The sequence below is a fragment of the Niallia sp. genome, assembly GCF_031978665.1.
GTDB lineage: Bacteria > Bacillota > Bacilli > Bacillales > Cytobacillaceae > Niallia.
This window is the reverse complement of record NZ_DALZDK010000016.1, coordinates 90,723-105,671: the sequence shown is the minus strand read 5'-3', so window position 1 is coordinate 105,671 and position 14,949 is coordinate 90,723. Positions and strand designations below refer to the sequence as shown.

The 14,949-nt window shown below is 36.4% G+C and carries 12 protein-coding genes; 1 reads left to right on the top strand and 11 read right to left on the bottom strand.

Going from position 1 to position 14,949, the window contains the following annotated elements:
* The 3 genes from RTL21_RS10830 to RTL21_RS10820 form a co-directional block, all read right to left on the bottom strand.
* The coding region (locus tag RTL21_RS10830) for a 5'-methylthioadenosine/S-adenosylhomocysteine nucleosidase family protein (protein WP_312095895.1) at window positions 1-500 on the bottom strand (500 nt) is incomplete at its 3' end.
* A gap of 528 nt (window positions 501-1,028) precedes the next feature.
* On the bottom strand, window positions 1,029-2,165 hold the full coding sequence (locus RTL21_RS10825; protein ID WP_312095894.1) for a toxic anion resistance protein: 1,137 nt from the start codon (window positions 2,163-2,165) through the stop codon (window positions 1,029-1,031).
* Window positions 2,162-2,803 (bottom strand): 5-bromo-4-chloroindolyl phosphate hydrolysis family protein, encoded by a 642-nt coding sequence (locus RTL21_RS10820; RefSeq protein WP_251628373.1) that lies wholly within the window; start codon window positions 2,801-2,803, stop codon window positions 2,162-2,164. Before RTL21_RS10820 ends, RTL21_RS10825 begins: the two co-directional genes overlap by 4 nt.
* Window positions 2,804-3,422: 619 nt before the next feature.
* Here RTL21_RS10820 and RTL21_RS10815 point away from each other — a divergent pair.
* The gene (locus RTL21_RS10815) at window positions 3,423-3,938 is read left to right on the top strand and encodes a DoxX family protein (RefSeq protein WP_312095893.1); all 516 of its coding nucleotides are present in this window, start codon (window positions 3,423-3,425) and stop codon (window positions 3,936-3,938) included.
* Window positions 3,939-4,005: 67 nt separating this feature from the next.
* On the opposite strand, the gene RTL21_RS10810 is transcribed toward RTL21_RS10815, so the two are convergent.
* The 8 genes from RTL21_RS10810 to RTL21_RS10775 form a co-directional block, all read right to left on the bottom strand.
* Entirely contained in the window at window positions 4,006-5,235 is a 1,230-nt protein-coding gene (locus RTL21_RS10810; protein ID WP_312095892.1) for an L-lactate MFS transporter, read from the bottom strand.
* Window positions 5,236-5,385: 150 nt separating this feature from the next.
* Window positions 5,386-6,114, bottom strand: coding sequence for a LytR/AlgR family response regulator transcription factor (locus RTL21_RS10805; protein ID WP_312095891.1), 729 nt, complete (start codon window positions 6,112-6,114; stop codon window positions 5,386-5,388).
* Window positions 6,111-7,778 carry a LytS/YhcK type 5TM receptor domain-containing protein gene (locus RTL21_RS10800; RefSeq protein WP_312095890.1) on the bottom strand — a complete coding sequence of 556 codons (1,668 nt, stop codon included), beginning with the start codon at window positions 7,776-7,778 and terminating at the stop codon, window positions 6,111-6,113. Before RTL21_RS10800 ends, RTL21_RS10805 begins: the two co-directional genes overlap by 4 nt.
* A 73-nt stretch (window positions 7,779-7,851) precedes the next feature.
* Window positions 7,852-9,126: a hypothetical protein gene (locus RTL21_RS10795; protein ID WP_312095889.1), complete on the bottom strand. Its 1,275-nt coding sequence runs from the start codon at window positions 9,124-9,126 to the stop codon at window positions 7,852-7,854.
* A 24-nt stretch (window positions 9,127-9,150) separates the two neighbouring features.
* Complete coding sequence (locus RTL21_RS10790) at window positions 9,151-10,629, bottom strand: NAD(P)H-hydrate dehydratase (RefSeq protein WP_312095888.1); 1,479 nt, start codon at window positions 10,627-10,629, stop codon at window positions 9,151-9,153.
* A gap of 671 nt (window positions 10,630-11,300) precedes the next feature.
* Window positions 11,301-11,438, bottom strand: coding sequence for a small acid-soluble spore protein O (sspO, locus tag RTL21_RS10785; RefSeq protein ID WP_235250719.1), 138 nt, complete (start codon window positions 11,436-11,438; stop codon window positions 11,301-11,303).
* A gap of 121 nt (window positions 11,439-11,559) precedes the next feature.
* Window positions 11,560-12,777 carry an MFS transporter gene (locus RTL21_RS10780; RefSeq protein ID WP_312095887.1) on the bottom strand — a complete coding sequence of 406 codons (1,218 nt, stop codon included), beginning with the start codon at window positions 12,775-12,777 and terminating at the stop codon, window positions 11,560-11,562.
* Window positions 12,778-13,002: 225 nt separating this feature from the next.
* Window positions 13,003-14,811: a methyl-accepting chemotaxis protein gene (locus tag RTL21_RS10775; protein ID WP_312095886.1), complete on the bottom strand. Its 1,809-nt coding sequence runs from the start codon at window positions 14,809-14,811 to the stop codon at window positions 13,003-13,005.
* Between the last annotated feature and the right edge of the window lie 138 nt (window positions 14,812-14,949).

Genomic DNA, 14,949 nt, shown 5'->3' with positions numbered 1-14,949 from the left:
CAGATATAAGCAATTGCCCCCGCTTCTGTATCAGCTATTGTTATTTCGTTTTCTTTAAGCTCTAAATAGTCCTTCCACATAACTACTGCTTTATCAGCGGTGCCAATTGTTCCGGTATAAAAACCATTTCCATATTTAGACAAATCTATATCAACTATGAAAGATTGTTTAATAAAAGGCTCGATTTCTTTTACTGTGCAATCATATTGAACGGCTGCATCAGGTACAAAAATATCTAAATTACTGAACCTATCATCAATTCCTGCACATGTTCCAGCAACGATTACTTTCATTAAATTAAATTTAGAAATCATATACTGATTAGCACCAACACCATTTACTTTTCTTACACCAGTACTATAAAAAATAAGTTCGGTATCATTAATAGCTCTAATGAAATACTCCCCATAAGGATAACTAAAGCGTTCATTATCTTTTATGTCGAAATATTCCAATGTCGCTTCAAATTCCCACTTCGTTGCTATACTAATTCCTATCATCACCTTAACACCCTTCCGTCTTTACTCTGTTCACCAACAATTCGTTATCAATATGTAAATATCCTTTTTATTAACTTGCCCCGTCAGTTTACTAAGCTTATAGTAGAAAAAGAGGCTGGGACAAAACTAAATAACTAGTCTTTAAAGACGAACAATCTTTAATTTAGCTCTTAAATAAAACTACTTTCTCATGATGGTTATCAATGTTTTTTAATATAGTTAAGTGTAAAAACTAAGTCGTTCCATTGCGCTACAGACGCTCGCTTTCCGCGGGGAGGAAGCTGAGCCTCCTCGCATGCGCTGCGGGGTCTCAGCCTTTCCTCTATTTCCCGCAGGAGTCGAGCGTCTTCCGCTCCATTACACTTCGTTTTTAAACCTTTTTCTAAAAAAACAAACACGAACTTTTTTGTAATTTAATTACATTATAGTTCGTGTTTGTTGTTGGTTGAAATGCTTATTTCCCAGCCTCTTTTTTACTAGTTTTATATTTCATGTTCTCTCCACAGAAACGGAAGAAATTCAAATTTTTTAATACCTATTATTAGCCGTATCTAATGACTGTTTTAAATTACCTTCTCTTTGGACAATCTCTTGCTCTGCTTGATTTCGTTTTTGCTTGCCTTCTTCTTGGATTTGCAGTGTCTCTTCTAGTGAATTCATCAATTTATGCTGTGTTTCTTTTAATGATTCTATTTCCTGCATTGCTGATTGATTTTCATTTGCGATTGTTGCCATCTCTCTTACATTTGATTCTACCCTATTTGTGTTTATTCTCGTTTGCGTTTCCATTGCATACCGCTGTCTTAGAAGCGTTAAAGCAATGGAAACTTGATTTCTCCATAGTGGAATCGCAGTCATAATTGATGACTGAATTTTATCAATCACAGTTCGATTCGTATGTTGAATCAAGCGGATTTGTGGAGCTGTTTGTATGGTAATTTCCCTGCTGACTTTTAAATCGAAAATACGCTTCTCGAGTAATTCAGCAAAGTGAATGAAATCATTTACCTCTTGTAACTTCATCCGATCCCCTGATTCTTCCGCTAACTTTTTTTTCTCAGGAATAAGCTTTTCTGTCATTTCTTCATACTTCATTTCCGCCGCCGCAATATAGACATTCAAATCTTGGAAATATGTTTTATTGTTTTCATACAATTGCTCTAATAGATGAATGTCTGCAGTCAGGACATTTTTGCTGCGCTCAAGACGGACACTCATGCGATCTATTTGCGCACTCGCTTTCTGATAATTAGAAAGGACCTCCTGAACACTTTTAGATGGCCTGCTAAATAATCTGCGAAAAAATCCTTTCTTCTCTACCCGTAATTCATCTGGATTTATTTCATTTAGTCTTTCCATTAATTCGCCAACAACATCGCCTACTTCTCCGACATCTTTTCGCTGAACGTGTTCAATCATCATGTGAGAAAAAGACAGCAATTTCTTCTGAGCTTCTGCTCCATAAGAAATCATAATTCGGTGATTAGTTGGATCAAGCTTAGCCGCCAGTTCATATGCCCGTTTCTGATTTTCTGGTGGCAAAACATCAATAAGGCGAACAGTTTCAGCTGTTTCGCCTTTTTTCATCAACAAATTATTGCTTTCTCCTAAAGGGTCAGAGAAATAATCATTTGAAATAGTTTTCATTTCTCGTTCATCTGTCATTTAGGCCGCCTGCTTTCATCTATCAAATCCTTGTCTTTCTCCTTATAAGAAGTATGCTTTACTACATCTAATTCAAAATGCAAATCATCGATATCATCTGACAGTATTTCATGAAGATCGTCTTCTAGCGTTCTGGAAAGCTGCTCTAATGTTCTTCTTGTATCATTTAAAGTTGCCTGTAATGCCCTGTTCTTTTTGGGTTGAGCTGATAACAGTGCATATTTTTCAGCAATCTCCACTAAAGAATCCAAGTGAGAATAATAAAATTTGTCCGCTTTATAAAAACGGCGTGGCTCTTCCTTCGTTAATCGATAGATTTTCTTTGTGACGCGCATTAAATCAATTCTTTGTTTAAAGGAAGGAAAGTGACGAATGGCAAATACGTGTCGATTTAAACGACTAATTTTCTCATTCGCTTCCTTTAATTGCGTCTGGATAAATTTATATTCCTTTCTTGATAATCCTTGCCTTACCATTGACTGATGCTTGATTACACCATCAGAGATAAAATAAGTAACAGCGGTTGCTGCTATCCCATATGCAACGGAAAGGAAGAAATATTGATCAAATCCCACATAACTAATTAACCATGTTAAAGCACCTACAGGAAAAGAGATGCCTGTTCGCACTAAAAACATTAAAAATGAGTTCACTATAATCGACTCCTGCCTTTGTATCCTTTAATTTTTATACGTTCCTAATCAACATTTGTTTCAAAAATGTACGTTTTATTTAATTCTATTTTAACGTAAACAGGCTATTTTTTGCTATAGACTTTAAATGGAATATTGTCTACGACTAAAGACGTATTTTCTTATACTGTCCCTTACATTATATCTATGTGGAAAAGCATAAAAAAATGATTTGATCCTTTTGATTCTATCAATCTAGACTTATATCGTTGATTTCCATTAGGCATGGTATGTAATAATAGAAATGTTGACATTAATTTTCACATTTACGGAGATGGCAAAAGATACTTTGACTCGAAAAGCAGATTCAGTATCTAGGTTTGGAAAACTGGCGCTTTTCTGTGGTCTAATCCCATTCGAATATACCGACCATACTTAATTAAGGTAGTTCACCAATCAGACATAACTTTGTGAACTAAATGTGAATTACATCACAAACATCTTTATTACGTTGGAAATGGTGATATTATATAAGTGTAGTAAGAAACAAACAAGATCTTGTAAAAAGAAATGTGAAATAGTGAACAATATAATCAGATAACTAATCTTAAGGAGATGGAGTAAAATGTTAGACTTATTAAGAAATAATAAAGTGGTTGCCGGAATTTTAGCGATATTTAGAATTTATCTTGGTTATCAATTTATCCATGCAGGCTATAAAAAAATTACAAGTGGTGGCTTTGACGCAAGTGGATTTTTACAAGGGGCAATTGCAAATAGCACAGGTGATCACCCAGCAGTACAAGGATGGTGGGCAACATTTCTAGAACATATAGCACTCCCAAATGCGGATTTATTCAGTTTCATGGTTCAATGGGGAGAAGTTCTAGTAGGGATCGCACTAATCCTAGGTTTATTCACAAGCTTTGCAACATTGATGGGAATGGTCATGAACTTTGCCTTCTTATTTAGTGGAACAGTAAGCACAAATGGACAAATGATTCTATTAGCAATATTCGTTATCGTAGCAGGTGCAAACGCAGGTAAATTTGGTCTAGACCGATATGCAATGCCATATATCAAAAAGCAATGGAACAATAGAAGAAATAATAAACACAAAAAAGAAACAGCAATTGCGTAAGCAGTTAATAGAAAGAAGTCAGTTACGATTAACATAACTGACTTCTTTTCTTTATGCATTTTAGTTTTTACCCAAGGCGATTTGCCAATTCAGGGCGACGTGCCTTTTTCTCTTTCGGTTCTGTCTTCGTATATGGTGGCTGAATAATCAATGTAATAACAAATGAAATCACACATAATATTGTAATAACCGTAAAGGTTGCATGGAATCCTCCTAGTACTGCTGCAATCATAGATCCAGCAAGTGCTCCGAATCCAAAACCTTGATAGATGATTCCATAGTTTTTACTTTGATTTTTCAGACCAAAGAAATCAGCGACAATGGCCGGATAGACGGTAATTACTCCTCCGAAACAGAATGCAATTGCTGCTACACAGGCAAAGAATAGTGGGAAATTTAATGGCACTACATTTAAAACAGTGACTGCTATAGCAGTTACTACTAATGTTCCAGATACTACTTTAATTCGTCCTACTTTATCAGATAATGCTCCAAGAATAATACGTCCAATTGTATTGAAAATTGCTACTAACGCAACAGCGTTGGCTGCTGTCGCAACATCTAAAGTAGCTAAGCTGACACCAATATCTTTGACAATTCCAATTAAATACAGTCCGCTCATACATGCTGTAAAGAAAATAACAAAGAGTAGGTATGCTTGTTTCGTTTTCAGCATTTCCTTCACTGTGTAATTCTTTTGAGCTGTTACTGACGCTGTTTTTGTTTCTACTTCTTGCGCTTCTTTTAAGAGGAATGATCCTCCCACAACCATTGCTAATGCGATAATACCCCAGATTAAAAAGGCTGTTGAAACACCAAATGATTCAATAAAACTTGCATTTAAATATTTGAAAACAAGGCTACCGGTTCCATATGCCCCTACAGAAATACCAGATATCAATCCTTTTTTCTCAGGGAACCATTTAATTAAATTTGATAGGGAAGTAATATATGCAGTACCGTCGGCAAAACCAACGATTACTCCTGCAACAAGATATAACATCCATAAAGAAGATACTTGAGAGCTTAACATTAATCCTCCACCGAGGAAAATTCCAGCGATAGCAATTAAGCGACGCAATCCCCATTTATCTTGTAGCTTGCCTGCAAAAAGAGTAGCAAATGCTAGTGCAAAACTTGTAATCGAAAAAGTAATTGCAGTTGCACTTATATCCCAGCCAAATTTATCAACGAGCGGTTGATTGAATAAGCTCCATGTATAAATGGTTCCTAATCCCATTTGAACAATAATTGTACCAATAACTATAAGAAGGCGACTTCCATTTCGTTCTTTCATTCCGATCTCCTCTTTCTACTCGGTTTATAAACAGTATTTTCTACTATAAAAGGTTGTTTATGCTTTCTATTTATAGTTAAATTATACCGCCTGAAAGCTTTTTGAAACCGGTATCAGAATGAAATGCCCTATATTCGGAATGAATGGTAATTACAGATGCATAAGTTGTCGAAATGCTTTCGCTTTACTTCTGCTAACTGGTATTTCTGCCTTCATATCCTTTAATCGAACGAGATAAGTATGATTAAACCATGGCACAATTTCATGGATTTTCGAAAGGTTCACCGTATAGGATCGGTGGCAGCGAAAAAAAGTATCCTGTGGCAATTTATCGTGAAAATCAGAAATGCTCATTTGCATCATATATTCTTCTGATTTTGTATAAACTACTGTTACTTTTTCACTTGCTTCTGCAAAATAAATATCATTTACATCTGTCACAATAATATTTTCATTTTTGCGCAGATTGATACGACGATTTACCTCTGTTGTGACTTCTTCTGATCCCTTACTTTCCCTTTGATATGCTGATTCTAATTTTGCAAGCATCGCTGCTATACGCTTTTCTTCGTAGGGCTTTAAAATATAATCAAATGCTTCTAATTCAAAAGCCTGTGCTGCATGCTCCTTATAGGCTGTCGTGAAAATAATATAAGGCTTTTTGGCAAATTTACTAATATTGCTTGCTAAGAGCATTCCATCTAAAGACGGAATATTAATATCCAAGAAAATGGCATCGACTTCATTCTCTTGTAAAAATTTAAGCACATCTAGACCATCCTCAAATGAGGCAACAATTTCAATACTGCTATGTGTCTTAATTAAATATTCTAATTCGTCTTTTGCTGGAATTTCATCCTCTACAATTATTGCTTTCATGCTATCACCTTCGTTATATCAAAATAAACTTCCGTACCTGGCTCTAATCTTCGAATGATCAAGCCTGTTCCATAGGTTAATTTTACTCGTTGATGGACATTCGTTAAACCGATCTGTTTTGATGATACTTCTTCTTTCGCGAGGCGATCAATTACTTCCTGAGCAATGCCTTCACCTGTATCTCGTACACTAACGCGAACCTTTTCTCCTAAATCTTTGACTGCAATTGTGATAACTCCAGGTCCCTTCCGCTTTAAAATTCCATGAACAACAGCATTTTCCACTAATGGTTGGATAAGCAGACTTGGAAGCTTAATATGGGTATCATCTATTTCATAGTTCACTTGTAGCCTATTCCCAAAACGCGCTTTTTCAATTTGGATATAGTCTCTTACTTGCTGAAGGGCTAGCTGTATATCAATAAGCTCTTCTCCTACCTCTAAGTTATAGCGCATATACCCTGATAAATTAATTATCAATTCTCGTGCTTTTTCTGGATTGCGACGGGTCGTTGAAGCAATTGCATTTAGAGCATTGAATAAGAAATGTGGGTTGATTTTTGTCTGTAAAGCTTTAAGTTCCGCTTTATTTGCCTCTTCCTTCATTTGTTCTACTCGTGAAACTTCCATAAGGGTAGAGATAATTTGTGCTAAGCCAATCGCCATCGTTTGGAGCGTATTTGTAATCGTATAGGCCTTTCGATAATAGATTTTCAAGGTACCGGTTACAACGCCCCTTTCTTCCAATGGAATAACCAATAAACAATGAATTTGTGGGGTGTGATGGTCAGCGATATTATTTCGGATTGTGATTTTCCCACTTCGAATCGTGTCTTTTGTTAAATCACTAATAATTTCTTGGCCAATTTTGTATTTCTCTTCTCCAAATCCAACATATGCAAGAACATCCTTTGTGTCCGTTATTGCCACGGCATCAGCCTGAATATCCTCTTTAATAATGGTACAAATGGTACGTAAGGAATTTCCATTAATGGAACGGAAATACGGCAATGTTTTATTAGCAATATTAAGGGCTAGCTGTGCCTGCTGTGCAGCAATTCTTTCTTTTTCCCCTTCTACACTAGCAATCATTAATACAATTAACCCGATACTGACTTGTCCTAAAATCATCGGTAAGGCAATGATGGATACAATATCTAACCCTAAATCAAATGGATCTGCCATTAGCAAAATAAGAATCATCGTGAGCATTTCGCATAGCATCCCCGCAATAATTCCATATATCCAGCGACTATTCTTTTTCACGCGAAGATGAATATAACCGGATACAACCCCAGCTAAAATACTTGTAATTAAACAAGGGATAGAAGTGACGCCCCCAATATCGATTAAATAACGATGTACACCAGATACAATTCCTGTTACAATCCCAACCCAGGGGCCAAACAGGATACCACCTGACATAATCGCTATTGTTCGGATGTTCACAATCGAACCTTCTACTTGGATGCCTGAATAGGTACCAAATAAGGCAAAGGCGCAAAATATCAAGGTAATTAATGTTAGTTCAGTAGGAGAGTGATGTTCCTTTTGCAATGTTTCTTTAAATTTCGGAACTCGTGTCATAAAAAATAAAGTAATGAGTAAAAGTGCAGCTCGTTCAAATAACTGAATGAGCATTTGTAATTCTAGGGAAGAGTCCATTCTACTTCCTCCTTCTGTTTAAAAATCTTTGGTGTTGTTCTTGCAAAATCCTTCGCATGAATAATATTTCCTATTAATTAATAAAAAAGGAACCATTTAACTTGGTGATTTCACCACTTTTCACATCTACAAAGTAATCACAATCTAATTTTCCGGATAGTACCCACTTTTTATCCTCTGAATCATATACATAATAGGGAGTTAGGGTGAAATAAGGCTTTAGCTTATCAAAAGCCTCTTCCTTGGTTACTTGTATCTCGATCGGTTCCTCTTCTTTTACGTCCATTATTTTATCCCATAATTCCTTTTTGTCCATATAGTTTACTACTTTCCCTTCTGCATTAAGGAATACAATTACCTTTTCTGGAAAATGAGCTTGAGCTGTAATATGCTCTAGGTGTGCATGTAAATAGGTATGTTCTCGATATAAATAGGTAAGTGTCCATTTCCCTGAATCATTCGGATACTTCATTTGCAAGAATTCTTTTACTGTTTGTATCGCACTTTCTTCTTCCACATCTGTTATTGGCAAAGAATCTGGATGGGGTTCCATTGAATAGGCTTGCTCGATACTCACCTCATTCTCCCACTGTAGATATTCCCTTTCAAAAATATCCTTCCTTCCCTCATCCCATTTGATTATTTTGTTTACGTTTTTTCGAAATGCACCATTCTCCTGCATAAATGGAATGGTTCTTTTCCGATTATTTCTTATGTATGTTTCTTCCACTCCATATACGATTATCATACCATCCTCTTCAGGAAATTTGGCTACAACAACCTGCTCTCTCGCTATCTCCTCTATATCAGCTAGCGATAAAGTATATTCTTCTCCTAAATCTTTCTTATTCGTTAACACACTTGTGTTTTTGGAATAAAAAGTTAACTTCCCATTTTCATTAAACTCTACGTTTATCGAACTAGATGGAGAGAAAGGAATGCCATTCCACTGTTCTTCAAAATATAACTCCCTTTCGTCTCTTTTCTTGCAAACATAGTCTTTGTCTATATTTAATCCGGTGAAATCATGGAGCCAGCTCTTAACCTCATTCACCTCTTTATTTGGAAAAACAACTCCATTTTCCGCATAGGTCAGCCCTTGTACAAAAATAGCAGAGTCAAACTCCTTTGTATGGATGTTTATATCGATGGAAGCTGTCCCTGCAGGGTTTTCCTCCTCATCTGTCCAATCAGCATATTTATTAGGAAACCATTCCATATTTAAGAGATACATAGTCTCGCCATCCAACATTAGCCTTCTAAATAAACGATGCCGTCCTAAATAATATTTCGTTAGTCCCCATTGATCTTTTGTAAAGTCTACAAGGTCTTTAATCCGCGTGTCCATTTTTCTTTCCCCTTTAACATGATTTTATCTCACTATATCATTAATCGCATCACATACATCATCTGCCAACATTCCATACGGTCCCTTTTTTGATGCTGCAGCATCTCCTGCCAATCCATGAATATAGACCCCTAAGCGAGCAGCTTCTATTTCACTTAACCCTTGTGCAAGCAAACCAACAATCACACCTGTAAGTACATCTCCTGTACCACCAGTCGCCATGCCATTATTTCCAGATGTATTCACATATGTATTATCAGCACCTTCCGTTACAATCGTTCTGGCATCCTTTAATACACATACTATCTTCTTTTCCTCAGCAAATCTCTCTGCTACTCCGATAATATCCTCCGTAATCTCAGGAATTGCTTTATCGGTGAGTCGAGCCATCTCTCCTAGATGTGGCGTCATAATAATATTTTGTTTATGATTCTGTAAAAGCGCTGGTTCCCTAGCTATAATAGTAATGGCATCTGCATCTATCACTAGCGGGACTTTGCTAATGGAAAGTACCTTGCTTACCAGATAATGAGCTTCCTCTGTTATCCCCATTCCAGGACCAATTACAATGGCACTCGCCCAGTTAATAGCATCCATTAACCAATCTTCTTCTAATTGACTACTGTGATAAGTCGTTACAATAGATTCTGGAAGCAGGGTTTGGAGAATTTGCCGATTTTCTTCTGGGGTCACGATTCTTACCAATCCAGCTCCCATTCGATAAGCTGCTTTTGCGGAAAAATACGCTGCGCCGCTCATATTTTTGGAACCAGCAATCACCAGTATTTTTCCATATGTACCTTTATTAGAATAAGAATGACGTTTGGGAATTTTCTTTAAATCCTTGTCTGTATAGGTATATACTTTTGGCACTTCTCCTTCAAATCCTACTTCCGTAATTCCAATATCTTTTATCTTTACACTCCCCGCATATGCAGCTCCTGGGTAAAGCACTAACCCTAATTTCTGAAATGCAAATGTCACCGTTTTTGTCGCTTTTATGGCGTTTCCCATCACTTTTCCATTATCTGCTGAAATACCTGAAGGAATATCTACAGAAAGAATTTCCGCCTCAGCTTGATTTACTTGCTCTATCACCTCTAAATATTTTCCACTTATCGGGCGTGATAAGCCAATACCAAACAAGGCATCTACAATCGTTGTATATTGATTAATCCCTATATCGCTTACTGACTTCACTCCATAATACTCTGCAATTTTCTTTTGCTGTTCATTTTCTGATGTTCGTTTCTGTTCATTGCCTACAAACAAAACATCTACCTTTATATTTTGTAAATGCAAAAGCCTTGCCACTGCATACCCATCTGCACCATTATTGCCAGAACCACAAACAACGAGAACCCTCTTTAAATCAAAAGAAGCCAGCTCCTCGACTACCGAAAGAGCTGCCCGTTCCATAAGCACCATAGATGGCATGCCTATTTTTTGAATGGTAGTTGCATCGCATCTTTTCATTTCTTCACTATTTAGTAAATATTCCATTCTATCCCACTCTTTCTAAAAAGAAATCAACCTACTCGCTCATGATACTTACCTTCTATTTTTTTCTTATATTCTCCTGCTACAAGAAGAATCAATCTCATCTCTCATTAAAGCAGAAAAAAGTATCCCTGTATGGAAGGAACGGGTTCTCTTCTGTGGGACAATGAAATCTTAGCAAAGAAAAAATTCGTTTTATATAAAATCGCAGTGTTTTTAACGTTATTTATGCTGACTTTAGTGTGCTCAAAAAACAAATGGAAAAATTCCGTTTATTATGAAAAACACGCATATTTCTATAAAAATAAGAGAGGTTTTTCCGCTTATCGTATCCAAATCTTTGGATTTTGTCTTATTTTGAGCAGTTAAGCGGAATATCTCCTCTTATATCTGCTTCCTAACCTCCCTTTATATAGATTAGCCGGAAATTCTCCGCCTATGAATTTTCATACCTATCCTAATATCCACAATGAACATATAATTGGTAATCAAAATCGCAGAAAAATAGCGTTGTATAACAGCTACTGTACAAGGCTAATTTAATGCTAAATTGGGTGTGAATATGCTATAAATGGCTTAATATCAACAAAAAACACCTACTCAAACAATGTGAGTAAGTGTGTGATTTACTTGTTTTGTCCCCTTCAAGAGAACCCGCTAGTATGGAAGGATATTTATTGTCTTTTTTTCGTCTTTTTATTATTTAACTTCTCCGCTGCTGTTAATGGCTCATTGGCAAATTCATGATCATATTGACGGGATGTATCATCCTGAACTGCTTGTTTCGCGTTTTTATTTTTATTTTTTGCCATGATTATCACCTCCAACCTTTATTGTTTCTAGCACCATGAGAAATATGTAAGCTGGATAGTGAATTTTTTGTTACAAAAACAAAGCCTTCAAATGCCATCTAGCATTTGAAGGCTTTGTCAGTTATTTTCCATGGGTAACTATTTTCACCTTTTGCTTAATCGTCGTTCTAAGCACATCTCCTTTTTTATAAGCAATTCCCGTTGCTACTAAAAGCAGCATACCTGTTACGATAAAAACAGACTGTGCAGGGAAAACGCCTCCGAGAAAACCTCCTATCATCGGACCAAGCATTCCACCTAACTGATTGGCTGTTTGGTTTAGACTAAAGGCTCTGCCACGGAAATCTTCTGCCGTTGATTTGACAACTAATCCATTTAAGGCTGGAAAAACAGCACAGAAGAAGAGTCCGAAAATGAATCGAGTTATCGAGAAGCCCCAAATATTACTGAAGATAATTTGGGAAAAGGTGCCAAGTCCTCCACCTAATAAACCAATAAATAAGATACGGTTAAATCCAACCTTGTCTGCCCACTTCCCCCAATAGGGTGCCATGATGACACTTGCGATACCAGGAAGAGAAAAGATAATCCCAGCTAATAGGGAGGCTTTGTCCATCGAACCACCAACCTCCAGAATATAAAGTGGAAGAATCGGCTCAATTGTCATAATAGAGCATGAAGTGACAACCGTTAAAAGGAGTACTAACATAAGAGGTCTATTCGAAAAAGCAATTCGCAAGTCATTTCTAACAGATCCTTTTTCTTTACTTGGCGAAAAGTTATCCTCTTTTACCCAGAAGATAATTAAAAAGGTAGCAATGAAAACAAGAAAACCAGCACTCGCAAAGGAAAGTCGGTTCCCAACTAATTGCGAGATTATGCCTCCAATTAATGGCCCCATTATTCCTCCTGATGCAGAAGCTGTAGAAATCATTGATAAAGCATAACCTGTTTTATCAGAAGGTGTATTTGTTCCAATTAAGGCAATCGCCCCAGGAATAAAACCAGATAACAATCCTTGCAGTATTCGAAGTACTAATAATTGATAAGGGTTCGTAACAAAGGCTGCTAAAGTGTATACCACGAAAAGGACAAATCCAGCTCGAATGATCATGGGTTTTCTTCCATATTTATCTGCTAGCCTTCCCCAAAACGGTGAAGCAAACGCGCCTGCAAAAAACGCTGCACTAAACAATACCCCAGACCAAATCTCTGTGTTTTCGTGAACATCTAATTCTAGAAGAAAAATTGGCAAAAAGGGAATTACCATGTTAAATGATGCTGAGGTAAAGAAAACCCCTATCCACAAAACAAGTAAATTCCGCTTCCAAATTTCCATTTAGTATCGCTCTCCTAAGACATCAGCAATCAACTACTAAGCCAATGAGATTTATTTCCTCCATCATAGCATACTACCATTTATTTTTATACCCGAAATTTTCATTTTTCGAATAATTAGGTGGAATAAGAAAAGTGCAGGACACCAAATTAACTTCAAAAAAATTTACTTCTTAGCTATTGAAAAAAGTTGAGAAACTTTTATTCATTTCTCAACTTTCCATGGTTAATTAATTTTAAATTCCTTTACTAATCCGTTTAACTCTACCGCTAAATTAGATAATTCATGTGAACTGTCTGACAGCTCTTGCATGGAACTACTTGTTTGTTGAACAGAAGCAGATGTTTGTTCAATGCCAGCAGCTGCTTCTTCGGAAATCGACGCGATATCTTCAATGGATCGATTCATTTCTTTACTTGTTTCTAAAATAGAGGCCAGATTTTCTGAAACAACTTCAATGCTATTCGCCATGTCATTTACAGCGGTTTTAATACCATTAAATGTTGCACCTGTAGTTTTGATCTGTTCTGCACCTCTCATTACTTCTTCATAACCACCTTGGAGAGACTCCGTCACAATACTCGATTCTTTTTGAATACTGCCTACGATATTAGTAATATCGGTGACGGAGAAAGCAACTTGTTCTGCAAGCTTTCTTACTTCATCCGCTACTACCGCAAAGCCTCGCCCATGTTCTCCAGCTCGTGCTGCTTCAATAGCCGCGTTTAAAGCAAGTAAATTTGTTTGATCGGCAATTCCTTTAATAACGGAAACTAACTTCGATATTTCCTGTGACTGTGTATCCAAGCCACGTACTTTTTCCACAGCTTCTTTCATGATTTGATTAATAACATTCATTTGTTCAATAGAAGATTCCATTAATTGGCTACCATCATTAGTCATTCCTAATACTTTATTAGAAGATTGGTAAATTAACTCCCCTTGCGTATATGCGTCACCAATTGTTCCAGAAAAGGACTCCATCGATGCTGCTAAATCACTCGCTGTGTTTGCTTGGCTTTCTGCTCCAGAAGATAATTCCTGCATGGTTGTCGCTACTTGCTGACTTCCAGCAGTCACTTCATTTGTCGATTGGGATAAGTTTTCACTCTGCTTATTAACAGTAATCGATACTTCTGATATCTTTTGAATGACCATACGGAGATTGCTGCTCATTTTATTCATTGACTGAGCTAGTTTTCCAATCTCATCCCTACCTTCATAATTAATGCTTTTAGCGGTTAGATCACCATTCGCAATCGTATCACTAACCTGTACTACTTTCTTTAAATTACGCGTGATAATCCGACTAATAATCATGATTAATACTGTACCAATAATCAGAGCAGTAACCATTGCTATAACTAAGGTTCTTGTCGCAATATCTGCACTATCTACCGCATCGCCTGCTGCCTTCGTACGACTAACTTGTACCAATTCTTGCAGTTTATTTAAAGCAGTAATCGTTCTATTACGAAGGGTTGTATTTGTTAAGCTTAAGGAATTAATCGCCGATCGATCATTCGCTTGCATCGCAGGTATAATTTGATCTACAAACAGTTCATTCATACTCTTATCGCGCTCAACGATTTCATCAAATAATGCTTGCTCTTCAGCATTTCGAATATCTTTTTTAATCGCTTCTTCATATTCATTAAATTTAGTAATACTCACTTGATACTCGTCCACATATGTAGGATTTTGATAGTCGAGATAATTTAAGATACTTATACTCTTTTCACGAGTAATAGAACCCATCTCTGTTATAATCAGAGCTCTTTCATCGGTGTTATTTAATTGCTCAATACTGTCATTAATATGGATTAAACGCGTAGTTACTAGAATAGTAGTAATGGTTAAAAGTGCAAAAACCAGCAACAAGGTAATTCCATATTTCCAACCAATTGATACATTATTTAATTGAAAATTACCTAAACTCTTAAAGTTCCAATTACTTAGTTTGCTAAAAAATTTTTTCTTTGTTTTTTTCTTTTGGCTAGTGATTTTTGGTTTTTTAAACTTCATTTTCGCCATCACAAGTTCTCCCCCTTGATGATTTAAGACCCCCACTACTAAGAATATTTCTTTCTCTAATTCATCTCTGCATCGATAATAGAATATTCCGAAATAGCAATTTTTGGTTTATTTATTTTTGTCCTCCTTTCTTATTCA

Excerpts from the sequence above, each read along its gene's own strand:
- RTL21_RS10825 (WP_312095894.1), bottom strand. The coding sequence starts at position 2,165 with ATGACAGATGAACGAGAAATGAAAACTATTTCAAATGATTATTTCTCT.
- RTL21_RS10820 (WP_251628373.1), bottom strand. The coding sequence starts at position 2,803 with ATGTTTTTAGTGCGAACAGGCATCTCTTTTCCTGTAGGTGCTTTAACA.
- RTL21_RS10815 (WP_312095893.1), top strand. The coding sequence starts at position 3,423 with ATGTTAGACTTATTAAGAAATAATAAAGTGGTTGCCGGAATTTTAGCG.
- RTL21_RS10810 (WP_312095892.1), bottom strand. The coding sequence starts at position 5,235 with ATGAAAGAACGAAATGGAAGTCGCCTTCTTATAGTTATTGGTACAATT.
- RTL21_RS10805 (WP_312095891.1), bottom strand. The coding sequence starts at position 6,114 with ATGAAAGCAATAATTGTAGAGGATGAAATTCCAGCAAAAGACGAATTA.
- RTL21_RS10800 (WP_312095890.1), bottom strand. The coding sequence starts at position 7,778 with ATGGACTCTTCCCTAGAATTACAAATGCTCATTCAGTTATTTGAACGA.
- RTL21_RS10795 (WP_312095889.1), bottom strand. The coding sequence starts at position 9,126 with ATGGACACGCGGATTAAAGACCTTGTAGACTTTACAAAAGATCAATGG.
- RTL21_RS10790 (WP_312095888.1), bottom strand. The coding sequence starts at position 10,629 with ATGGAATATTTACTAAATAGTGAAGAAATGAAAAGATGCGATGCAACT.
- sspO (WP_235250719.1), bottom strand. The coding sequence starts at position 11,438 with ATGGCAAAAAATAAAAATAAAAACGCGAAACAAGCAGTTCAGGATGAT.
- RTL21_RS10780 (WP_312095887.1), bottom strand. The coding sequence starts at position 12,777 with ATGGAAATTTGGAAGCGGAATTTACTTGTTTTGTGGATAGGGGTTTTC.
- RTL21_RS10775 (WP_312095886.1), bottom strand. The coding sequence starts at position 14,811 with ATGGCGAAAATGAAGTTTAAAAAACCAAAAATCACTAGCCAAAAGAAA.